Origin of the sequence: Streptomyces sp. NPDC001231 (genome assembly GCF_042896885.1) — a bacterium.
GTDB lineage: Bacteria > Actinomycetota > Actinomycetes > Streptomycetales > Streptomycetaceae > Streptomyces.
The window spans coordinates 16,574-37,695 of sequence record NZ_JBIAXS010000013.1 but is presented as its reverse complement, the minus strand read 5'-3'; the positions used below and the strand labels follow the sequence as shown (position 1 = coordinate 37,695).

Annotated in this window: 26 protein-coding genes and 1 pseudogene; 10 read left to right on the top strand and 17 right to left on the bottom strand. The window is 69.9% G+C overall.

From position 1 onward, the window contains the following. Positions 1–90: 90 nt before the first annotated feature. Positions 91–282 (top strand): annotated as a pseudogene (locus ACFY3J_RS17560) (hypothetical protein); the annotation flags it as partial. Here ACFY3J_RS17560 and ACFY3J_RS17555 read toward each other — a convergent pair. Then, positions 223–1,338 (bottom strand): ISAs1 family transposase, encoded by a 1,116-nt coding sequence (locus tag ACFY3J_RS17555; RefSeq protein WP_390841182.1) that lies wholly within the window; start codon positions 1,336–1,338, stop codon positions 223–225. The pseudogene ACFY3J_RS17560 and the gene ACFY3J_RS17555 sit on opposite strands and share 60 nt — an antisense overlap. A gap of 209 nt (positions 1,339–1,547) precedes the next feature. Here ACFY3J_RS17555 and ACFY3J_RS17550 point away from each other — a divergent pair, with 209 nt between their 5' ends. Both ACFY3J_RS17550 and ACFY3J_RS17545 read left to right on the top strand, forming a co-directional pair. Beyond that, positions 1,548–1,793, top strand: a complete 246-nt coding sequence (locus ACFY3J_RS17550) for a hypothetical protein (RefSeq protein WP_390841181.1) — start codon at positions 1,548–1,550, stop codon at positions 1,791–1,793. 22 nt (positions 1,794–1,815) lie between these two features. Beyond that, positions 1,816–2,616 carry a PIG-L deacetylase family protein gene (locus ACFY3J_RS17545; RefSeq protein ID WP_390841179.1) on the top strand — a complete coding sequence of 267 codons (801 nt, stop codon included), beginning with the start codon at positions 1,816–1,818 and terminating at the stop codon, positions 2,614–2,616. 55 nt (positions 2,617–2,671) lie between these two features. Here the strand turns inward: ACFY3J_RS17545 and ACFY3J_RS17540 are convergent, their stop codons facing one another. From ACFY3J_RS17540 to ACFY3J_RS17485, 12 genes are all read right to left on the bottom strand, one after another. Then, positions 2,672–3,583: an aKG-HExxH-type peptide beta-hydroxylase gene (locus ACFY3J_RS17540; RefSeq protein WP_390841178.1), complete on the bottom strand. Its 912-nt coding sequence runs from the start codon at positions 3,581–3,583 to the stop codon at positions 2,672–2,674. A 96-nt stretch (positions 3,584–3,679) separates the two neighbouring features. Continuing rightward, positions 3,680–3,850, bottom strand: a complete 171-nt coding sequence (locus tag ACFY3J_RS17535; RefSeq protein ID WP_390841177.1) for a hypothetical protein — start codon at positions 3,848–3,850, stop codon at positions 3,680–3,682. A 79-nt stretch (positions 3,851–3,929) separates the two neighbouring features. Continuing rightward, complete coding sequence (locus ACFY3J_RS17530; RefSeq protein WP_390841176.1) at positions 3,930–4,643, bottom strand: hypothetical protein; 714 nt, start codon at positions 4,641–4,643, stop codon at positions 3,930–3,932. Then, a complete protein-coding gene (locus ACFY3J_RS17525; RefSeq protein ID WP_390841175.1) occupies positions 4,640–6,520 on the bottom strand; it encodes a radical SAM protein in 1,881 nt (626 codons plus the stop codon). The genes ACFY3J_RS17530 and ACFY3J_RS17525 overlap by 4 nt, the downstream gene beginning before the upstream one ends. Positions 6,521–6,554: 34 nt before the next feature. Next, positions 6,555–7,487, bottom strand: coding sequence for a nucleotidyltransferase domain-containing protein (locus ACFY3J_RS17520; protein WP_390841174.1), 933 nt, complete (start codon positions 7,485–7,487; stop codon positions 6,555–6,557). Beyond that, positions 7,484–8,305: an NAD(P)-dependent oxidoreductase gene (locus tag ACFY3J_RS17515; protein WP_390841173.1), complete on the bottom strand. Its 822-nt coding sequence runs from the start codon at positions 8,303–8,305 to the stop codon at positions 7,484–7,486. Before ACFY3J_RS17515 ends, ACFY3J_RS17520 begins: the two co-directional genes overlap by 4 nt. Before the next feature lie 119 nt (positions 8,306–8,424). Beyond that, positions 8,425–9,120 carry a TylF/MycF/NovP-related O-methyltransferase gene (locus ACFY3J_RS17510; protein ID WP_390841255.1) on the bottom strand — a complete coding sequence of 232 codons (696 nt, stop codon included), beginning with the start codon at positions 9,118–9,120 and terminating at the stop codon, positions 8,425–8,427. 2 nt (positions 9,121–9,122) lie between these two features. Further along, positions 9,123–9,596, bottom strand: coding sequence for an NUDIX domain-containing protein (locus ACFY3J_RS17505; protein ID WP_390841172.1), 474 nt, complete (start codon positions 9,594–9,596; stop codon positions 9,123–9,125). Positions 9,597–9,683: 87 nt separating this feature from the next. Then, complete coding sequence (locus ACFY3J_RS17500; protein WP_390841171.1) at positions 9,684–10,559, bottom strand: isocitrate lyase/phosphoenolpyruvate mutase family protein; 876 nt, start codon at positions 10,557–10,559, stop codon at positions 9,684–9,686. Between the two features lies 1 nt (position 10,560). Further along, on the bottom strand, positions 10,561–11,211 hold the full coding sequence (locus ACFY3J_RS17495; protein WP_390841170.1) for a thymidylate kinase: 651 nt from the start codon (positions 11,209–11,211) through the stop codon (positions 10,561–10,563). Positions 11,212–11,215: 4 nt separating this feature from the next. After that, on the bottom strand, positions 11,216–12,466 hold the full coding sequence (locus ACFY3J_RS17490; protein WP_390841169.1) for an ATP-binding protein: 1,251 nt from the start codon (positions 12,464–12,466) through the stop codon (positions 11,216–11,218). A gap of 493 nt (positions 12,467–12,959) precedes the next feature. Then, positions 12,960–13,094: a hypothetical protein gene (locus ACFY3J_RS17485; RefSeq protein ID WP_390841168.1), complete on the bottom strand. Its 135-nt coding sequence runs from the start codon at positions 13,092–13,094 to the stop codon at positions 12,960–12,962. A 72-nt stretch (positions 13,095–13,166) separates the two neighbouring features. Between ACFY3J_RS17485 and ACFY3J_RS17480 the strand changes: the two genes are divergently transcribed. Then, on the top strand, positions 13,167–13,577 hold the full coding sequence (locus ACFY3J_RS17480) for a PP2C family protein-serine/threonine phosphatase (RefSeq protein ID WP_390841167.1): 411 nt from the start codon (positions 13,167–13,169) through the stop codon (positions 13,575–13,577). Between the two features lie 106 nt (positions 13,578–13,683). Here the strand turns inward: ACFY3J_RS17480 and ACFY3J_RS17475 are convergent, their stop codons facing one another. From ACFY3J_RS17475 to ACFY3J_RS17465, 3 genes are read right to left on the bottom strand one after another with little or no spacing between them, the layout of a single operon-like run. After that, complete coding sequence (locus ACFY3J_RS17475) at positions 13,684–14,307, bottom strand: hypothetical protein (protein WP_390841166.1); 624 nt, start codon at positions 14,305–14,307, stop codon at positions 13,684–13,686. After that, complete coding sequence (locus ACFY3J_RS17470; RefSeq protein WP_390841165.1) at positions 14,304–15,500, bottom strand: MAB_1171c family putative transporter; 1,197 nt, start codon at positions 15,498–15,500, stop codon at positions 14,304–14,306. The genes ACFY3J_RS17475 and ACFY3J_RS17470 overlap by 4 nt, the downstream gene beginning before the upstream one ends. Next, positions 15,497–15,709, bottom strand: coding sequence for a hypothetical protein (locus tag ACFY3J_RS17465; RefSeq protein WP_390841164.1), 213 nt, complete (start codon positions 15,707–15,709; stop codon positions 15,497–15,499). The genes ACFY3J_RS17470 and ACFY3J_RS17465 overlap by 4 nt, the downstream gene beginning before the upstream one ends. Positions 15,710–15,730: 21 nt before the next feature. Here ACFY3J_RS17465 and ACFY3J_RS17460 point away from each other — a divergent pair, with 21 nt between their 5' ends. Beyond that, entirely contained in the window at positions 15,731–15,970 is a 240-nt protein-coding gene (locus tag ACFY3J_RS17460; protein ID WP_390841163.1) for a hypothetical protein, read from the top strand. Positions 15,971–16,239: 269 nt separating this feature from the next. Here the strand turns inward: ACFY3J_RS17460 and ACFY3J_RS17455 are convergent, their stop codons facing one another. Beyond that, complete coding sequence (locus tag ACFY3J_RS17455) at positions 16,240–16,686, bottom strand: XRE family transcriptional regulator (protein ID WP_390841162.1); 447 nt, start codon at positions 16,684–16,686, stop codon at positions 16,240–16,242. Between the two features lie 534 nt (positions 16,687–17,220). Between ACFY3J_RS17455 and ACFY3J_RS17450 the strand changes: the two genes are divergently transcribed. From ACFY3J_RS17450 to ACFY3J_RS17430, 5 genes are all read left to right on the top strand, one after another. Beyond that, positions 17,221–17,367 (top strand): hypothetical protein, encoded by a 147-nt coding sequence (locus ACFY3J_RS17450; RefSeq protein ID WP_390841161.1) that lies wholly within the window; start codon positions 17,221–17,223, stop codon positions 17,365–17,367. Next, entirely contained in the window at positions 17,364–18,260 is an 897-nt protein-coding gene (locus tag ACFY3J_RS17445; RefSeq protein WP_390841160.1) for a helix-turn-helix domain-containing protein, read from the top strand. The genes ACFY3J_RS17450 and ACFY3J_RS17445 overlap by 4 nt, the downstream gene beginning before the upstream one ends. A 2-nt stretch (positions 18,261–18,262) precedes the next feature. Further along, on the top strand, positions 18,263–18,964 hold the full coding sequence (locus ACFY3J_RS17440; protein WP_390841159.1) for a hypothetical protein: 702 nt from the start codon (positions 18,263–18,265) through the stop codon (positions 18,962–18,964). Positions 18,965–19,124: 160 nt separating this feature from the next. Then, positions 19,125–19,772, top strand: a complete 648-nt coding sequence (locus tag ACFY3J_RS17435; RefSeq protein WP_390841254.1) for a WhiB family transcriptional regulator — start codon at positions 19,125–19,127, stop codon at positions 19,770–19,772. Then, positions 19,769–21,122, top strand: a 1,354-nt coding sequence (locus ACFY3J_RS17430) for a hypothetical protein (protein ID WP_390841253.1), incomplete at its 3' end; no start/stop codon positions are given. The genes ACFY3J_RS17435 and ACFY3J_RS17430, both read left to right, overlap by 4 nt.

Below are 21,122 nucleotides of genomic sequence, written 5' to 3'. Positions count from 1 at the left end.
GCTGGTCTCCGAGTGCGGCAGGATAGGAGAGGGCTGCTGTGCAAGTGAGTTGAGACGTCGAACACCTCGCTCAACGGCACGGGAGCCTGCTGGTTCGCCTCAGCGGCCGTCCTGGACGAGGGCGGCTACGAGGTCGTCCGTCGTGACACCTCCCGCAGAGAGCACGAGGTCACCACAGCCACCAGTATCCAGGGTTCGTTGCGTGATCAGTTCTGTCCGGGTTCACCCGGTGAGGCCGAGGGCAGTCAGGGGACGGTGGCAGTCGCGGGCGGCGTGACGTAGCGCGGCGGCGGTGTTGGTGTGGCCATCCTGGCGGTGGATGCCGATGTCGAGATTGCGCAGGCCGGCCATGACGCGCGGGAGCCGGCCGATATGGATCTTGGAGTCGTCCTCGCTGAAGGTGCGGTCCCGGACGTGGTGCAGAAGATTTTCGATCTTCCAGTGCCCTCTGATCCACGCGGCGAGCTGAGCGCCGCTCACGGCTCCCGGCGGCAGGCTGGTGATCAGGTAGACGCGCTCGATGGTGAGCTTTCCGCTGGTGAAGTCCTTGCGCCAGCGCACGACCTGGAGGGCCTGGCGGGCGTCGGGATAGTCGATGTGCGCGAAGGAGGCGGTCTTGAGGCGCCGGATCTCCTTGCGGTGGTAGGCGGGGGTGCGCTCGTAATGGTCAAGGGTGATCTCCTGCCAGGGCAGGTGGCGGACGCGGTCGAACAGACCGGGGTGGTTGGCCTTGACCTGGGCGATGTAGTGGGCGCCGCGGTTGCGGAGGTAAGCGCCGTGGGCGTGCTGGGTGTGCAGGGCATCGGCGGTGATCACGCTGTCGGTGAGATCGATGTTGTCCAACAGGGGCTGGAAGGCGGGTATTTCGTTGCTCTTGTCGGCGATCTGACACTGGGCGAGAACGCTGCCGCTGTGGTCCATCGCGGCGAGCAGGGTGACGTGCGTGGCCGTGGCGGTGCGCGAGCCGCGCAGGGCCTTGCCATCGACGGCGATAGCCCGCAGCCCGGGCTCGGTCGGGGTGGCCCGGGCGGCGAGGAAGGCGCCGATCGCCCGGTCCAGGCCGTCGCCGTCGAGCTGGACCAGGAGACGGCGCAGCGTGTGGGGATGCGGCACCGACACGGTGCCGGTCAGCCGGTCGACGGGGAAACCGAGGGCCCGGCAGGCCCAGGCCGGGGCATCCGCGACCCATTCCGTGATCGCGGTCAGTGAGCGGGCGCCGGCCAGGACGCCCGCCGCGGCCGCTGCGAGCAGGGCGGACAGCAGGTAGCGGCGTCCGCGAAGACCTCGCAGGTCGGGCATCGTCTCCAGGAACTGCGACAGACACAGTGCGTCCGTCAACGGGGCCGGTGCAGTGGCCTGAGCCAGTTGATCCAGCGCGGAGGGCATGAGAGAAGATGGAGGAGCAGGCACGGACTCACCAAGTGTTCATGGGACTTCGACACTCACATGATCACTGGGACCCTGCCTGCACTGCGTTCACCCTCCGCCCGGACCGGGGCACCCCACCCCAACTGCGAACCAACCCGACGTTCCAGACAGAACCGATCATGCAACGGACCCTGGTCGCCGCACTGGTCAACACCTGGCAGGGCCAGCCGACAACCCAGCCGAACGAGAGCGTCGGCGACTGGGACTGGTACTCCCTCGACCAGCTGCCCGACAGCCTTTTCGTATGCAGCGCCCAAATCCTCACCGCCTGGCACCCGGATCCGCCCTTTGACCACCCCGCGCACTTCACGCCCTACGCCCAAGGCACCGGGCTGGCACCTACCGCTGTGAGCGGCGGGGCATGAACTCCACCCGCCTCGCTAGGAGATGATCATGCAACCCGCACACCAGACCGGGCCCGACGAGCGGGGCTCATCCGCGAGCACTGCGCCGACGACGCTGCCATCACTGCTTGCTGTCTTTGCCCACCCCGATGATGAATCCCTGCTCGCCGGGGGCGTGCTCGCGCGGCACAGCGCGAGCGGGGCGCGTACGGCAGTCGTTACGACCACCTGGGGCTCAGACAGCGCACGTGCACCGGAACTCGCCGCTGCTTTGTCCATCCTTGGCGCAGGGTCACCCCACATGCTCGCATACAGCGATGCGCGCAACGACTCATCCGCACCAGGCCGGCCCCGTCTATGCGACACCCCCATGGATGAAGTCGTCGGCGACCTGGTTTCCCATATCCGCGACTTTCGGCCCACGACCGTGGTGACCCACGATGCCCTCGGCCAGATGACCGGCCACCCCGACCACCGCTATACCCACCAGGCGACTCTGCTTGCCGTCGAAGCAGCAGCCCTCGGCAGCCTTCACCGTGAGCGAGGTGTGCCTTGGCAGACCGAGGCGATCTACCTCGCCACCCACGCTGTCTCCGGGGGTGCTGCTCTGGCCGCGGCGCTGTACACAGTAGGCAAGAGCGCGCTGACGGTCCCGGACGCGTACGTCAGCACGACCGCAGACGTCAGCGTCAGGTCGCCGCTTCTCGCTCCCTGCCCAGCCTCCTCGCCAGAATGGAGCCGCCGACACGCGAAGAGATCCTGGGCACCGAGTTCTACACGCGCATCCAACTCACTCCGACGCCACCAGACGCCACACTGTGGACGCTCTGAGCAGTCCTATTGAAAACGGTCGCACGACCGGCTAGTTGGGACGTGTGCTGGCGACTTCCGTGGGCGGTTCAGAGCGAGCGGGCGTGCTGAAAGACCGTGCCGAGCCGCTCTCGCAGGCCGTGATCGGTGACCAGCTTCAGCGCGCGGGTGAAGCCGTCTTGCGCTGCTGCCAACTGGGCACGCTGTTGGTGGACGTGGTCGGCGAGGGCAGCGTGTTCGGGGCCGGAGGAGTCAGCCAGGATTCGCGCGGCGTAGATCATAGTGAGGGGAAACGCGAAGCAGGCGTGGACGAATCCATACGCGGGCCGCTCGGTGCCGCGCCACGGGGAGAAGTAGGTTTCCTCGTCGGGGAAAGTAACTCGGAGCGCGGCCAGGGCGTCATTGAGCCAGTTGTGGGCGGCTTCGTGGACTAGGTCGCGGCCCAGCACGGCACCGTCGCCGGTGTGGTCGGTGAAGACGGTCGCCGGCAGACGGGTGATGGCGAAGCTGCGCAGGGTTTGGTAAGGGCGGCGTCGGCCCGTCAGGCAGATCACAGTGGCGTGTGCCTCGACGAGAGCGTCGAGGCCGGTGGCGGCGATTTGGTCGAAGGCTTCGTCGGTCAGCGCGGCGAGAGGTTCGGCGGCGCGGGTCGTGTCGGGGCCGAGGACGTAGTACGGGGTGTCGGAGTGCGGGCCTCTGATCATCTCGTCCTCGTTCGGAGCGACCACGATGCGTGGGCCGAGGCGGGAGGTGCGGACCAGGCGGGTCAGGGAGAACCCCGCGGTGTTCCGGTACCAGTCGAGGGCGGTCGTGTCGCTGTGGCGGGCGGCGTTCTCGGCGCCTTCGAGTCGGTGGTATGCCAGGGCGTAGGCCAAGGGAAGCGCTTTGTCGCCCGGCGGCGGGGTGTGCCCGGCGTCGAGCAGTTCCAGGGCGGCGGCGGTGCGTTCGCGGCGGTGGGTGGCGATGGCGTCCAGGGCAAGAGCGGCGGCGATGTCGTTCATGTCGGGAGGCTCCTTGGCTGCGGGGCCCCGGTGCCGGGCCCAGCGGGCGCCGGCACCGGGGCCGTTGACGACAGGCAGGTTGCTGGTCCGGCCCGATCAGCTGGTGCTGTCCGCCGCAGGGGTGGCGGTGGCCGGCTCGGCGGCGTCCGGGGTGCTCCAGGCGTCGGCGGAGACACTGGAGGTGTGCGCGGTCAGACGCACGGTGCCCTCGTCGCGCAGCTGGTCCACCGCGGCAAGGAACTCGCCGCACTCATCGGTCGTGTCCATCTCTTCCTCCGGGTTGCAGGGACTGGTCGGGGTGCACCGCACAAACGGCGGGCTGCGTATGGACGGGAGCATGGCCGGATCAGGCTTCGCTGATCAGCCAGCTGATGAACTTGCGTTCGCGCCCCACGCGGACCGGCTCGGTGCCGTGGGTGACCTGGGATCCGTACAGCAGCGCGGTGCCGGGGGCGGGGCGCACGCTCCAGCGGGTGCGCGGCATGGTGCGGAACCAGTCGGCGGAGTGGTCGGCGCCGTCGTGGGTGAACGCCATGGCCGGGTGGTAGCCGTTACCGCTTTGCTGGTCGCTCCACAGGGCGGGGTGGGAGGTGGTCTCAACGAAGAATTCCCCACCAGCTTGGGCGTGTTCGAGGACGACGCTCATCCCGGCGAGCTGGCGGATGGGATCGGTGGGGTGCGGGGCGATGCCGTCGACGTGCGGGGTGATGTGCTGTCCGGGCGCGTACTCGACGTACATCCATTCGCGGCAGGCGGTCAGGGCGGGCAGGGCTCGCCGCAGGGCGGGCATCGCCCGCTCGACGGCCTGGGCAAGGATCTCGGCCGCGCTCTCGGGGGGCGGGTGGATTTCGAGGCGACCGGCGGGCTCGTAGATGGCCATGGCCTGCTCGGTGGTGTGGCCGGGGATGGAGTGCAGGGTGGTGGTGCGCTCGGTGTCGAATCGGCGGATGCCGTCATCGCCGAGGGCGTGGTCCACCACGTTGGTGAGGGTGGCCACCTCGTCGGGGGTGAGGAAGTCCTCGAAGCTGGAGACGGTGAGCGTCTCCGCTATGTGGATCATCGTGTCTCCCGGTTGGGGCGGGGCGGGCGGAGTGCGCAGGCGCATCCGGTGACCTGCGGGGTGTGGCGGGCAACGTGGGTAAGGGTTCGCACGGCCTGGTCGAGGCCGGTGAAGTAGTCGGCCCACGTGCTGTCTGGGGCCGGGGTGAGGGTCAGGTTGAGGGCCGGGTACTGGCGGCCGGTGCGGGTGCTGGACAGCTCGGTGCGGACCAGCTGCGCGGTGGTGGCGGCAGGCAGGTAGCCGTCGGCGGCGGCGAGCGCGTGGCACAGGCGGGCAGCGAGCGCGGCGTACTCGGCGCGGGTGCGCGGCAGTAGGCCGACCTGGAAGGCCGACGGGGTCAGGCCGGTGCCCAAGTGGGCTTGCCCCTGGCAGGAGTCGTAGATGACGGCCTGCCAGCTGCGGGTGATCGTGTCGACCAGGTGCCACGCCCTGTCCTCGATGCCGTCGCGCCACTGAGGGTGGCGCGGGCCGAGTTCGTCGGCATCCTGCTGGCCGGGCAGGCCGACGGCGTTGATGTTGCCCTGGTCGCTGCGCCGGAGCCGGGCCGGGGTTCGGGGGACCGCTGGATCGTCCCAGCGGGCGAGGAAGGCGTCAGCGTCGTCCAGGACGGTCGGGACGGTGGGCCGCCAGTGGGCACGGAGGCAGTGGGCGCCGGCCGGGTGGTCGGGGGCGGCGAGCAGGTGGGCCATGCCGTCGATCAAGCGGGCGCGGTGGTCGCAGTACGCGTCGTCGCTCCCGGTTGCCTTCCGCATGCGCCAGCGGGTCGCGGTGCATCCGCCGCCACAGACCTCCCGGTACGGACAGGAGGCGCACGTGGTCATCAGCTGTCGCCCGGCGGTGAGCAGCGGGTTGGCGTGCTGGGCCTCGGTGACGTCCGCCTCGCTGCGAGCGGCGGCGAGCGGCAGCAAATTGGCCTGGGGCCAGGGAAGTTCGTCGCAGGAGCCGAAGCGGCCGTCTGGGTAGGTGGCGAAGACGTGGGAGCACTTGTGCGCGGCGAAGTGGCAGTGGGCGGTGCCCAGGCCCTTGAGACGGCGGATCGCAGCGACGGCCGGGTCGAGCTTGATCCGACGGAAGTGGCCGGCGCCGATCCAGCGGGCCGCGGCGTCGAGGACGAACTCGGCGTACTGCGCGGGAGTGATCGCCCAGGCCGCTCCGTCCTCGCCGACTGCGCGGGCCTGGAGACGGCGGCTGGGGCTGGTACGCCGGCCGGTGGCCTTCAGCGGCTCCGTGACGGTGGTGTCGAAGGCGGGCAGGAGGTGCACGGCGCGTACCGCGTCGAAAGTGGCGATGTGGTCGATGACCTCGGCGGCGCGGCCCAGGACTGCCGGGGTGACCACGGTGACGATGCCGCAGCTCCGTTGGCGCTCGGCGAGCAGGTTCAGAGCATTCACGATGTGCGGGTAGATCGCGGTGCCGTCGTATCCAAGGCGCCACGAGTTGCCCTGTTCGTCGCCGTCCATGGAGACGCCGATGTGCAGGTCCGGGTAGTGGGCGTCGAACAGGTCGAGCCACTCGCTGTCCAGCCGTACACCGTTGGTCTGCAGGTGCACACGGTGCACGGTGGGCTGGGCGGTGAGCTCGTCGAGGAGGGCGGCCATGGCCAGCTTGCCGATGGTCAGGGGTTCCCCGCCGTGCAGTTCGATCGCGAGAGGCCGCTGGCCGAAGATCTGGCCGAGGCGGCGTACGTGCTTCGGGGTGATCTGGGCGCCACCGGGAGCGAGCTTGCGCTTCTCGAAGCAGTACAGGCAGTCGACGTCGCAGGTCTCGCCGCGCAGCTTGAGGACCACGGATACCGCGGCGCCGTGATCGGTGTCCTCCAGCGGCCGCCACACCTCGGCGCCGACGGTTGTCGTGGGGGTGGTGAGCGTACTGGGCATCGGGACCTCCCCGATTCGCAGGTAGGCGGATGGATCACGTGCGGGCCCGCCGGGCGGCGGCGTCCCGCCAGGCGCGCATCCGGCTGGTAGAGAGCGGGACGCGAGCGTCGCCGCGGCGCAGGAACCAGCCGTCGCTGTAGCGCTGCGGCAGCCAGCCGAAGCTGCCGAGCCCCGCCTCGTCGAGCGGCTCCGGCTCGACGTCGGCGGGCCAGAGCGAGAGCAGGGCATTCGCGAGGCGGGCCTGGACGGAGGCGAAGAAGGGGCTGTGTGCGGCGGCGCTCACCCAGCGAGGCTCAGGAAGGGCCGGCACGGGCGTGAAGCGGGCAGCGTCGTCGCGGCTGCTCAGCAGGCTGGGCAGCCACTTCTCGCCGAGCAGCGGGGCGCCGGCGGCGACGGTCTCGGCCTGGGCGACGACGCGGGCGAGCTGATCCCACACCAGGTCGGCGTGCGGGTACAGGCCCGCCTGAGCCAGGCCGAGCAGGTCCTCGGTCAGGCTCGCCGCTGCCTCGCAGCGGTCCGCCAGCGCCCACCGCTGATAGGTGGCCCGCTGCTCGGGCGCAAGGATCTCCGCCTGGTCCGATGCCCGGGCCAGCGGACGGGCCGTACGCAGGAGGGTGAGGTTACTCAGCCGGGCCCGGACCGTGCGGAACATCTCGATGTCGTCGCGGGACACGGTGAACGCCTCGAGCAGCGTGCGCCAGTCGTGCACGGTGGTCTTGGTCACCGCCCGTACGTCGATGCGGATGCCACACGTGAGGCGCGACCTCAGCTCGGGGGCCGGGCCGCGGTCGTCGGGCGTGACAACGAAGAGGTCCACGTCGCTTTGCTGGTGGGCCAAGTTCTCGGCAAGGGCACCCACGAGCCACACGTCGGCGCCGAAGTGCTCGTCGGCGAGTTCGGCGGCGGCCTGCTCGGCGACCTTGAGCCGCGTCTGAAGCCAGGGGGCGGGCTGCCAGGCGTCGGTCATCGGGGCACGCTCCCTTCAGGGTTCAGGACTGCGGCGGCGGTCGTGGCGACCCAGGCGTCGAGGACGGCGCGGACGTCGTGGCGCTGGGCGCCGATGTGCGGGGTCGCAAGCAGATTCAGCGGCCCGGGTGGATCGCTGTGGGCCCACAACGGGAGGTCGCCGGGCTCGACGGGGTCGAGGGCGAGCCCTGCGAGCTGGCCGTCGGCGAGCGCACGCAGGCAGGCGTCGGCATCGAGCGTGCCAAGGCGGCCGACGCAGATCAGCAAGGGGCGCCGTGCCCGGGCCGAGGTGAGGAACGCGGCGTTGAACCGGCCGTGGTTCTCGGCGGTGAGTGGCAGCGCCACGACATGTGCGTCTGCCCAGGCGGGCAGCTCGTCACAGGAGCGGGCGGGCAGGGCGCTGGGCAGGCTTGGCCGGGCCGCGAAGGCGATCTCGGCGACATGCGGGGCGAGGACCTTCGCACAGGCGCGGCCGACCGGCCCGGCGCCCCAGACCGCCAGCCGCATCCGGGAGACGGGCGGGGCCAGGCACTGCTGCTTGGTGTGCTGGCCGGTCATCAGGGCGGCATGCCCGTACGGGATGCGGCGGGCGAGGCAGAGCAGAGCGGCCAGGGCCCATTCGGCGACCGCGTCGGCGGACGGGGCGGGGTTGCGGTGCAGGGTGATACCGCGGCGATCTAGCGCAGCGACGTCGATGCCGTCCGTGCCGGAGCCGGCCCGGATCACGTGCCGCAGCGCGAGCCATACCCTCAGCCGGTCGGTGTTAAGGAGCTGTCCGGAGCGCAGCACCAGTACCTCGGCCCGGGAGGCGAGTTTCACCTCTGCGGAGGCGAGGCCATCGATTTCCCGGACCGCGCAGCCGGGCAGGTGCCTCTGTAGCAGCTTGGTGTCGGCCGCGCCTCGCACACTAACGAGCAGGGGTGCCGGCATTGCTCCGGTCACCGCCCTGCCCTCCTGCTGGGCAGGGCGGGGGCGGTGTAGCGGCCGAAGGCGAGGTCGTCGGTGCCGGCCAGTACCTCCAGCGGGGACGGCGTGCCGAAGTGGTCCTCGCAGGCCGCTTTGACGCCGGGCAGTCCGTTCCACGCCTTGGGGTTGGCTTGAAGGTCGGCGTAGTCGTCGACGACGAGCGCGCCACCCGGGGCCATCCGGGGAACACACCCGGCCAGGCAGGTGCGGATGGAGTCGTAGTAGTCCCCGTCCAGGTAGGCGAAAGCGATCTGGTCGGGCAGCTGTTCGGGCAGGGTGTCAGCGAACCAGCCGCGGTGGATGACCGGCGGGGTACGACCCCAGCGGTCGTGCAGGGCGAGGACCTGTTCCGGTTCGGCGCGCAGGAAGCCGGGCTCGAACAGCTTCGGATCTTTCTCGCCCCGCTGGGGCAGGCCCTCAAAGGAGTCGTAGACGTGGATGGGTCGCTGCTGCTGTCCGGTGGCGTCGAGGACGGCGCGCATCCACAGGGCCATGGCGCCTTGGTAGCAGCCGAGTTCGGCGACTGCGCCGGGCACGTCGTCGGCGCCGATGCGTTCGAGCTCTGCGCGGATGGCGGGCAGCCGGTCGGCGTCCACGGTGTCACCGTGGTGTTCTAACAACCACGCGTGCAGCTCGGTCAGGACGGCGGTGGTGGGCAGTCCCGGCATGGTCACCACCGGTCCACGAGGACGTCGCGGTCGGCGGGGGTAGCGGCGAGCGCGTCCAGGAGCTGCTGGTTGACGCGCGGCAGCAGGTATTTGTCGGGCAGCTCGGGCAGCGGTACCCACTCGAAACCGACCTGGATCGGGTCAGGCGGGTCGGACTTGCGCGGAGTGGCGGTATCTCCGAGGAGTTCGGCGAGGAAGTTGTGCTGGGTCTTGTGGACGGTGCCGAACTCGTCGTTGTACTGCTCGGGGACGTACTCCACGACGAACAGCAGCCGGGTGGCGCGTACGCGCAGTCCGGTCTCGTCCTTCACCTTGCGGGCGACCGCGTCTCGCAGCGGCTCCCCGACGATCGCTTTGCCGCCGGGCAGGTTGTAGTGGAAGCCGGAGTGATCGTCGTATGACATCAGCAGAATGCGGTCCTGGTGCACGATCGCGGCCTTGACCGACACGCTGATGCGGGGCAGGGGCGTGGCCATGGGCGTGGTGCGTCCTTCCCTCGTCGGGCCGCGCGGCAGGATGCCGCGCGTGGGTGGTGCGGGGCTGGAGCAAGGTCTGGCGCAGTGCTACAGGCAGGCGCGCGCCGCGGGGTCGGCGATCTTCAGGAGGTCGGCAACGTCGGACAACGGCGTGCCGTCGGCGGTGAAGGAGCCGGTGGTCTGGAAGGAGGCGGCAGCCTGGCGCATCGCGGCGAGCGCGGCGCGCGAGAGCTGGTTGGCGTAGATGGCCAGTGCAAATCTGGCCGCGCCGAGTTCGTCCGGGGCCAGGTGTGCGAACGCGGTGGGCACGGTAACCAGCGGCACTGCTCCCGTCCACGCAGCGGCTGTCGCCAGGGCCTGGGTGCCTGTGGGGTCCTTGGAGTGGATGAGGACCGCGTCCGCGCCGGCCTCCGCGTACGCCGCGGCCCGCTGAACGCTCTCCGCCACGCTGGCCCCGCAGATCAGGGCCTCGGTGCGGGCGATGAGCGCCACCTCGCGGCCCGCGGCCTCGCGCATCGCGGCGAGTTGCTCGCTCATCGTCTCCACACGGGTGAGCGCCTGACTGCGGTGAAGGGCAAAAGAGTTGACCTTGGGGTAGGCGCTGTCCTCCAGGCAGAGGGCGGCGGCTCCGGCTCGGGTGAGGTCGTCGGCGAACCGGCGGGCCGTGGCGGGGGTGCCGCCCGCGTTGTCCACGTCCACGATCACCGGCAGCGCCGCCGTACGGGTGAGGGCGAGGGTGGTGTCAGCCAGATCCCGCGGGCCCAGAACGTTCTCGTCCGGCAGCCCCAGGGCTGTGGCGACTTCCAGGCCCGACACCCACAGGGCGTCGAAGCCGGTCTCCACGGCAACCTTGGCGGCCACCGCGCTCGCGGCGCCGATCGCCCGCAGCGGCCGGCCGGCGCGGGTGGCCGCGATGAGCCGAGGGGTGAGCGGGGCTATGTCGGCCTCTGTGGGGGTGCTCACGTCAAGCTCCTTCACTGTTGGGCAGCAGGCCGTACTCGTCGAGGGCCTGCCAGGCGGTGTGCAGGACGGTGGCGCGGTCCTGTGCGGCGTTGATCCGTACAACTGGGCCCAGGGCGGGAAAAGCGGCGGACGCGACCGACTGGTAGATCTCTCGGACCTTTGCCTGAATCTCGAGGACGTCCCAGTCGGGTCGGGTCGCGTCCCCGGAGCGGGCGGCGGCCCGCTCCATCGCGGCCTCGGGCGTGATGTCCAGGACGAGCGTGAGGTCGGGGACCAGGTGGAGCTGCTCGGTGAGTCGGGCGTAGGTCTCTTTGGGGGTGCGGTTGTGCTTGACCGCGAAGAAGGCCAGTTCGGACAGCAGCCACCGGTCCGCGATGACCGGGCGGGCCGGCAGCGCCGGGGCGATGAGCCGGCCGGAGGTGGCCTGCTTGTCCGCGGCGAGCGCCGCCAGGTAGCGGTCCTGGTTCTCCGGGATGGGCTGGTACTTGCCCTCCACCAGGTCCAGTGCCACAGCCGGATCAAGGAAGTTGGTGGTCAGCACAGCGAGCGGGGTGACCTGGTAAAGGCCCTCGAAGAGGCGGAACAGCCCCTTGCGCAGGGTCGTCTTGCCGGTGCCATCCAGCCCTTCGACAACGATGAAGGGGTAGTCCATCGGCTTACTCCACCTGCCCGGCGCCGGTGCCCCCGGCGTACTTCGTGAACCGGCCGCGCCACGGGATCGACGTGGACACCAGGTCGACCAGACGCAGCTCGCCCAGCTCGTCCAACAGAGTGGGAAGCCGACTCTCGACGACGATGCTCTCGGTGATGGCACGGCAGTAGCCGAGGCGCACGGTCTCATCGTCAGCGGTGCGGAGATACTGGGCGAGGATCCGCTGGGCGGTGCCGAGCGCCACGATGCGCGTCGCGTCCTCCAGCGTCTCCAGACAGACCGCGGTATCGACCGGCTGCAGGGACGTGTGATGGACCCCGAGGTGGCGGATGACGGCGAACGCGCCCACCCACCAGGCCGACGCCGCACACACGGCGGCCACCGCCGCGTGCGCGACCGGCTCGGTGACGCCCTGCAGCAGAGTGTCCGCGACCTGCTCCGCGCTCACGGTCAGCGAAGTCGTCCCGGCGTCGGCCGTGCCGTACTCGGCCGGCAGACGCAGCCAGTGCGCCAGGCCGGCCCCGTCGATCACCGCCTCGGCTGCGGGCCCGGCAAGCGCGGCGGGGCACGTGGTCAGCGCGCCCGGCGAGGTCCGCGCGAACAAGGCGACATCGCCGGGCGGTGTGATGAGCTGCTCGCGCAGCTGCGGCAGGTGCAGGGCCAGGCGCTGGACCTGCAGCCCGTCGGCAAGCGCCTCCCAGGACGCGTACAGGTTCAGGCCGGGTGGGGAGAGGGACACACGGGCTCCTTCGTCAAGCGTCGGCGGACGATCTCCGGGAGGGGATGAGGGCGGCAGGCTATCCAGCCCACGGTGCGGATCCGGTGCGCCCTCGCCGCTGATCGCGAGACAGGCCCAGGTCACGGAGTCACCGTCCAAGCGCCGGCGCCCCCATGCGAGGCAGACGGCCTGCACAATCAACAGACCGCGGCCGTGGTCTTCCTCGGGCCCCGGCGACCTCGCTCGCAGCCGCTTGCACGGGTGATGGTCGGCAACCTCGACGACCAGATGGTCCTCGCGTGCACGGACCCAAATTCGGATCTTGCCGTCCTTGGCGTGCTCCACAGCGTTGGTGACCAGTTCGGATAGGACGAGTGCGGCCGTGTCAGCCGTCTCCTCGCCCAGCTCCCAGTCACGCGCCGCTGTGCGCACGAAATCCCTCGCCCGACCGGCCATCTCCGGCTCGCCGGGCAGCACTAGCTCCCGCTCGCCCGGGAGCCGGCGCGCGGCGGTGACGTGCACGGGTCGGGTGGTCACAGCGGCGCTCACCCCGACACCCGCGACGGGAGGGCCTGGGGCATGGGCATGACGCGATCCCCTTCACAGCAGCAGGCGGGAGGCTCAGGCCGTCAGCCAGCGCGTGCGGCAGCGGAGCCGGTACTCCAGGACCCCGAACGACGTGCGCCATGCCCAGGTCTTCCAACGGCCCCCGGCGGCCAGGAGACGGCCGTGCGGCGCCCGTCTTGAAGGCCACCAGCCATCTGAATCCGCGAGTCAGCCTGGAGCTGGTCGACGCCGGCTCCGCGGCCCCCTCGTACAGGGCGAGGGGGACCGTGAAGCGGCCGGCCTCCGTCGGCTCGACTTCGGCCTCGCGAGCAAGACGGAGTTGGCGCTTGGCGGGCGGTAATGGCGCCACGCCGAATTCCGACTGTGCGTGACTTGTCGTCATGACCCGTAAATCTAGAGCCGTTTTGACGGCTCACCCCTGAGAAAAAATCAGGGCTGAGTAAGGCTCAGGGTTGGCATATGCCTACGCCGCGAGTCCGATGTGCGTGGCGACCGCGCGCAGGTCGTCGCGCCACATCGGCTTCTCGCGCTTCAGCAGGTCGGCGACAACTTCCCTGACCAGCGGAGAGAACACGATCTCCTCCGAAGACTGCTTCATCACCGTCGCGATCCTCGACATCCCCGACGCGCTGCCGCAGGTGGAGATGGTCACCTGCGGGCATCCGCCCCCATGCTGCTCCACGGCCGGAAGGTCTCCACACTGCTGAACGCAGCCTGCCCTGCCCCGCCGCTGGGACTGGGCGAGCTGACCGGCCACCGCTACCACGTCGGCACCTTCACACTTGAGCCCGGTGACACGCTGCTGCTGCACACCGACGGGGTGACCGAGGCCCGGAATGCCCGGGGCGTCTTCCACCCGCTGGCCGAACTCGCCGCCTCCTGGGACCGCCACAGTCCCTCCGCGCTCGTCCACCACTTGCGCACTGACCTCATCGCCCACGCCGGCGGACACCTCGCCGACGACGCCGCCGCGATCGCCGTCCAACGCAGCCTCTGGCCGGCACCCACCGAGGCGGCCGAACGTGCATCTTCACCCCGACCCGCCGGCGAAGGGGCTCAGACGCCCGAATCAATGATCTGAGTCAGTGTTCGTGTCCCATCCCGGCATGACACGCTGAGCGCTTCGGGGGCCCGGACGCCAGTCAGGCCCCCGCGAGCGCCACCGACACGGCGCGCCCGCCGGGGTACTACCGCAGAAGCGCGAACACCAGGGCAGCGGTGGAGCCCAACGCCGAGCCGCAGACGAGCTGAGCCAAGGTGTGTGCCTTCAGGACGCGGCGGGACCACCCCATGGCCACGACGAAAAGGAACGCAGGAAGGACCAGCGTCTGGCCGAAGACCAGGACGAGGATCATCACAGTGCCGCCGGCAACGGCGTTGTGCACGGATATCTGCCACCACACCGTCACCGCCAGCGCGCTGGCCAGGCCAGCGAGCATGGCGATGACGAGCGCGAAGACCTCCCGGGGCGCGCCCAGGACGTTCAGGAGAACGATGCCGGTCACCACGGAGGTCAAGCTGGCCGTGAGCGGGGCGATGCGCTGCTTGCGTACGCGGACGTGCTTGTCGGTGAGCTTCCCGCGACGCACGCCGAAGTGGATGATCCCCATGGGGACGATGCCGCAGAACAAGGCCGCGAACAGGCCCCATCCGACTCCGCTGAAACTGCTTGTGCTGTGCTGGCCGATCAGCAGGAGCAGCGCGATGACCAGGTTGGCCGGCGCGAAGACGTCGGTGAGGACCTTCGCCGCTTTCACGCGCGGGGTGGCTTCGGCGTAGGCCGGGGTGGGGGGTGCAACGAAGGTGCTCATGCCGGTGGCTCCATCAGGCGGTCTTCCAAGTCCGTGAAGTCTCGGACGAGGTCGGAGTGGTATGCGTCGGACAGCTGGGTGAGCGCTGAGATCTCACTGCGCAGGTCCCGCCCGCCGCCCGCGGGGCGGTGCTCGGCGCTGGAAACGGGCGCTGCGCCCCGGAGCTTGGCGTGGCGTGCGGCGGCGAGCCAGCAGGCTTCGGCGGCGATTGCGGCCTGCGTGCCGAAGAGGCCGCGGGCTTCGGCGTGCTGCTGGGCCCGATTCCGCAGGGCGGGCGACGCGTAGTTGTTGAGGGCCAGCGCGGCATCACGGATCTCGACGCCTCGACGGTACAAACGGTCGTGCACATTGAGTGGGTTGAGGTGTTCGGTCACCGCACCGCGTGGAGTGTGAAGGCGTACGGAGGGTGTGGCCTGTGTGAGGTCTCGCCACAGGGGGCGCAGACGCAGGAGCGCGTGCCGCTCGGCCCGCCAGCTGCGGAGCAGGCTGAGCATGGGCAGGCTGGTGCCTGCGACGATGAGAACGAGGGCCGCCATGAGCAGGACGGTGCAGATGTAGTCGTCCACGGCGCCGGGGAAGAGGCCGTCACCGCGGATGCGTGTGGCGATCGTTGCCGCTCTGACGACGGCATACACGACGCCAGCGGCCAAGCCCACGCCAATGGTTCGAAGCCCCCAACTGAGCGATCGGCCACTTGAGTTGCGTCCCCAGCGCCAGCAGACCCTCATGCCTCCCAGCAGTGAGGCGGTGAGGTAGCCGAGGAAGAGAAGCGTGTAGGCGAGAAACACGTAATGGGCCACGGGGTCCGCGAATATTGCCGGCGTCTCGTACGGCTGGAGTTTCGCGAAGAACAAGATCGCCATGGCGAGCGCCGTCGCGCAGGCGAACGTGATGCGCCGCCGCTTGGTTCGCGGCCCATCCGAAGCCCCGGAAACCTTACGCAGGAAGGCCAGCAGAGCAGCTGGTGCGAGCACCCCTCCGATGAGGTGCTTGAGCAAGTAGGAGAGGTCGGTAACGCCTGTCCATTGGTCGAGCGCTCTTCCGGGCGGCATGCGCAACGTCATCATGACGGCCAGCCCGAAGAACGCCCACCAAAGGGATCGGTCCTGCCCCTTCCGCCAGACCTTGACGGCGCGCCATGCAACGGTAATCCACAGGAGTGCGGTGACCACAAACGTGAAGAGGTTCATCATCTGCCGTCACCGCGCAACGCCGCAGCTATACGGTCGAGTTCGGGATCATGATTTTTCGGAAGGGGCGTCAGTTTTGCCAATTTGGCTATTCGGGTGGCGAGTTGCTCGGCCTCGCGCTCCTGGGGACTGCTGAAGTTCGCCCGCCCCAGCACACTACGGACAGTGCGGAGATCGATGGTGGTGAACAGTCCGCCCAGGTTGGCGCCCACAGTCCCATCGCTCGAGGAGCTGTGCCCGAGGAGCATGTGACTGATCTCATGCAGGACGATGTGGTCTCGGTGCAACGGGGAGGTCGACGCCTCGAAAAAGATACAGTCCGCGGTATCGAGTTCCACCCAAAGGCCACACAACTCTTCGTCTGCGCCACTCACTCCTTCGACTTCCTCGACGAGCAGCGGGCGACCTCGATGCTCCGCTACGGCGGCGCAGAATTTCTGCAGATCGAAGGGGGAAGGAATTTCAATCCCTGACAGTGGATCCGGCTTCATCGTTTTCCGGCGCTGCCGGAAGGACGGAATCCGGAGTCGTCGCTGTGAGCGCAACGATCCCCTCCTGGTCTTTCATTTCTTGCTTGCTGCAGGCGCACTGAAGGCCCACCACCGAGCACTTTATGCGACCTGGGGATGAGGATTCACATCCGAAAACGAAGCGCTCTCGATAACGCTGCCACTTTCCAGGATGACCAGACAGAAGTGTCCTGATTTTTACGGGACCTATCCCCCGCAGGGAGTGACGAGAGTCATACGCCCTGTTCTGGCTGACCGCCCTTGTTGAGGCCCTCGAGCTCCCGAGCTCGCTCGATGAACGCCTGCACGGTACGGAGGGTCTCGGGAGAAAGGCCGGAGGCACGCAGGGCCACGGAACGGACCTGGTTGTCGCGCATCGACTCGAGCAGGGTCACTTCCGCCTGAGCGCGCGCCCCCTCGCCGTCGTCAAAGAAGTACGCCGGCGACACACCAAAAAATCCTGCGATTGCCTTTAGATACTTTATGCCCGGATTGTCGCGTTGCCCTGTACGCAACTGGTGAAGGAAGCTCGCCGACATGCTGGGGCCACCCATGTCCGCCACACCTCGGGCCACCTCGCGCAGCGAGTAAGGCCCCCGCCCCTCGGGGTGAATCACCCGAAACAGCCGGTCAACCTTCTCCGCCAGAGCGCGCCCCTCCTCGCTGACCTCGTCGCCCACTATTCGACCTCCCTCTATCACACATCGGGGTCCATCAAACCAGACCCGTCAACTCATGTGTACACCGCACTCACAGAACCAATGAAGTCGTCCGCACCTGTTGACAGTGGACGCTGCCCACGACTTACGATCTTGCCTGTCCGTCAACAGGTGTAAACAGCCCTCGTGAGGGGGCGACCTCAATCGAGAGGCAAGATGCTGACTGCACGCAAGCCCGTTAGCGGGCAAAACCACACGAAGCAGAGAGTTGTGGGGAGTTTAAGAACCAAGTCTGGATCTTGACACGGTGCCGTACGTATGTTCGTCGTCCGCCGGGCAGACCGCCCAGCGCAACGAACATAAGGAGCAGTGGCATGCGCACACTCCGGGCCACGTAGGCCCACAAACAGCGGCGGCGCCCGAGAGCGGCAACTCCCGGACGCCGAACGCTTCAACGGCACTAACCGCCCCGGCAAGGGCGGAGATCGCCATCATCACCACGCTGATCCCTTCCACGGGGCGTCTCAGCGTGGCAACACCGAAGGAGATTCTTGCATGCGCTCCGCCCTGCGCAAAAGGTCCAACGGCCTGGCCTGCGCGGCAGCCGCCCACTTCCCTGCCTCCACCCACCGGCCGCGTGAACACGTCCCGGCCCCCGAGCCGATGCAGCCCTCCCACCCGACGATCGGGAGCGGCCGATGAGCGTCGATGCCCGCGAGTGGGTGTGGAAGCACAGCTCCAGCCGCGGGACCGCGCGCCTGGTCCTGCTGTCGGTCGCCGACCGCGTACCGGACGAGCAGTGCGCCGCCTGGGCCTCACTCTCCAGCCTGATCGAGCGCACGAACGCGAGCCGGACCGCGGTACGCGACGCGCTCACGTCGCTCGTCCAGAGCGGGGAGCTGAAGGTGCTGGACCATCTGCAGGGCCCGCAGCGCACCACGGCCTACCGCTTGCCGCGCGCCGCCGCGTGGCTGGCCAAGGTCGCGGCAGCCACGTGGGAGGACCCGGACGCGTACGTCGAGCCGCCAACCGAGTCGGACCCGGTGCCCGAGCTGGACGAGACGCGGCTCCGGCGTCACGGAATCTGGCCCAAGGAGGGTACGGAATCCGACCCCTCCCGCCGGAATCCGGCCGGTGCGGAATCCGGCCCCTCGCGACGGATTCCGACCCCCCGACGTGCCGGAATCCGCACCGCGCAAGGTACGGAATCCAACCCCCAGAACCGTAGAGAACCGAAGGTGAACCGTAAAGGCAGCAGTAGTGGTGCTGCCCTCACCTCGGCTGGCGAGTGGCAGGTCGACCCAGCCACCGAAGCCTGGGCCCACCAGCAGGGGCATCTCACCCGCCTCGGCAAGGACGGCCTGCGTGCCGCCGACGCGAAGTGGCGTGCCCACCGGGCCGACTGGAAGCCCCGCTCGGCGAGCGCCTGGGCTGCCGACTGGCGCTCTTGGATCGCCCGCGAGCACGCCCCCGGCCGCCCGAACCTCTACGCCCTGCCCGGCAGCGGCCCCGCCCCCGCAGGCGGCATGACCCGCGCCGAGGCTCACACCGCCGCCCTCCTCGCCGCCCTCGACGAACCGACCGGAACGGAGTAGCCATGGACCGCCGCGAAATCGCCGCCCTGCTGGCCTACATCGGCCGACTCGACACCCGTACCATCCGCACCGACCAGGGCGAGGCCCGCGACCAGCTCGCCCAGTGGCACGAACTGCTCGCAGACGTGCCACTGGCCACGCCACACGGCTGGGACGCCCGCATCGCAGCCCGCCAGCACATCCGCCTCTCGCCGTACCAGATCCTGCCGGCGGACATCGCCCGCCCGTGGGAGAGCTACCGGCGCGACCGCCTGGACCGGCACACCGATCCCACCCCGTCCGCCGACCCCGACGACCAGGCGGCCTGGACTGCCGAGCTGGTCGGCACCCGGCACGCCGTCGCCACCGGCACCGCGCAGCCCGCGCAGCACCGGCAGATCACCAGCCGCCGGATCGACCCGCAGCTGGAGGCGCGGCTGCGGCGGGTCGGCTCCTGCATCCCGCCGGAGGCCCGGGCCGCCCTCGCGCCCTACCGGCCCGCCCGAGCGGCACGCGAGGCGGCCATCGCCCAAGGCGAGCCCGACGCGCTCTCGGTCCGCTGCGAGTGGTGCCAGGCCCCAGTCGGCGAACCGTGCCGCCGTCGGCGCATCAGCCCCGACGGCGCTGCACGCGGCAACGTACCGCGCGCCACCCCGCACCACTGCCGCCTCGACCTCGCCGCCGCCCAGCAGGCACAGGAGCCCCATCAGCCCGCGATGGCCTGACCAGCCCAACCCGCCGGTGCACCCCGTCCGGTGCACCGCAACAACGCCACCGTCCCGCCCCGGCTGCGGCACCTACCCAACGCCGCGGCCGGCACCCGACGCCGCGTCCGCCCACCGTCGGCTCCGACCGGTCGACGCGGCAGCACATCGGAGACCACCCTTGCGCCACATCACCACCCACACCTCGCCAGCCACCGGCCTGCGCGGCATCGGCGACACCAGCTGGCATACCCGCGGTGTGTGCCACGGCATGGACCCCGAGGACGCCGACGCCACCTTCTTCCCGCTGCCCCGGGACTACGAGGCCATCGTCGAGGCGAAGGAACTGTGCGGCCTGTGCCCGGTCCGCCGCGACTGCCTCAACTACGCCTTGGAGAACACCCTCAAGGAAGGGATCTGGGGCGGCCTGACCGAGGCGGAGCGGCGTCCCTGGCACAACGGGCTGCCCCAGCGCCTCGACTACGGCCGCGTGATCGCCTTCTTCAACGGACGCGACGTGCACCTGACCGAGATCGAGCGCCATGTCGTCATCGACCACGCCTACGTCCGGGGCTGGCGCCCCGACCGGCTCGCCGCCACCCTGCAGATCAGCCACAAGCACGCCCGTGACCTGCTGCGGCAGGCCGCCAACAAGGTCTTCGACCGCGACCGGACCTTCGGCGTACCAAGGCGCAAGAACAAAAAGAAGGGGACGCAGACCGCCCCGACGACCAGCCGACCCGCGTCCGTCAAACCCGGCATGAAGCAGCCGGCACGCCAGCCGGCGAAGCCCACCTCGGTGCACGCCTCTCACCGAAAGGCCGCATGACCCACCTCACTGTTCTGTCCCTCGGCGCCGTCCCGGGCCTGTCTCTCCTCCTCGCCATCGGCGTCCCCGTCACCGCCCTGGCGCTGGCCCTGACCGCCTGGGTGATCCGACACCGGGGCGTTCGTCCGCAGAAACGTCTCGGCAGCCCGGCGGTCAAGGTTGCCGCGCTCGCCGCGCTCGGCTGCACCGCCTACAGCGCGGACACGAGCTGGCGGTTCGCCGCCGACTACCTCGACATGGCCGGCACCGCCGAGCGCGTCGGCATGTTCGCCGCCGCCGAACTCGCCCTCTTCGCAACCGCGCTGATGGCCCGGCAGAACCTGGCCACCCAAGGGGCGCCCGGACTGCCGGGCACCCTGGTGTGGGTCATCACCGGAGTGCAGGTGATCCCTGCCTACGCCGAGAGCGGCCCCGTCGGCGGCACCGTCCGCGCCTTCGTCGGGCCGGTCATGGCGGCGGCGCTGTGGCACCTGGCCATGGGCATCGAACTGCGCCTGCGCACCCCCGGCGCCGCCTCCCACGGTCTGATCGCCACCCTCGGACGTGAGGCACGTGAACGGCTGCTGTCCCGCCTCGGCATCGCCGCCCGGGACCGCGACGCCGCGCAGATCACCCGCGACCGCGCCACCGCCCGCGCGGTCACGCTCGCCGCCCGCCTCGCCGAGCGCACCCCCAAACAGCAGCAGAGCCGGCGTGGCCAGCGCCTCACGCGACGGCTGTCGAAGGCGATCGGCCGGGCCTCAGTCGCAACGGACCCTGCCCAGCGCGCCGCGCTGCTCGACCAGCTCGCCGCCCGCAGGCACGCACTCGCGCTCGCCACGGTCCCCCTGCCCTCCCCTTGGTCCGCGCACCACTACAACACAACGACCGTCACGGTCCCCGTCCCGACGGCCTGGAGCACCACGGTCCCCACCGACGGTCCCCGCACCGCCTCCGAACTCGCCGGGGACCGGGGACCGTACGCGGAGAGGGGACCGGTCCCCGGAGCCAGGGACCGTGACGTGGGGACCGAGCTGGGAACCGGGGACCGTGACGCGGGGACCGAGGACCGTGACGATACGGGGACCGAGGACCGTGACGATACGGGGACCGAGGCGGTCAAACCAGAGCCCAAGAAGGACCTCGTCAGCTGCGCGGGGACCGACCTCGATGCGGCGAAAGCGCCTGCTCAGGGCCCTGACCGGCACCGGGGACCGAGTGACGCCGAGTCGGGGACCGACACCACCAGGGACCGGGGACCGAGCACCCCCGACACGGGGACCGACACCACCAGGGACCGGGGACCGAGCACCCCCGACACGGGGACCGACACCACCAGGGACCGGGGACCGAGCACCCCCGACACGGGGA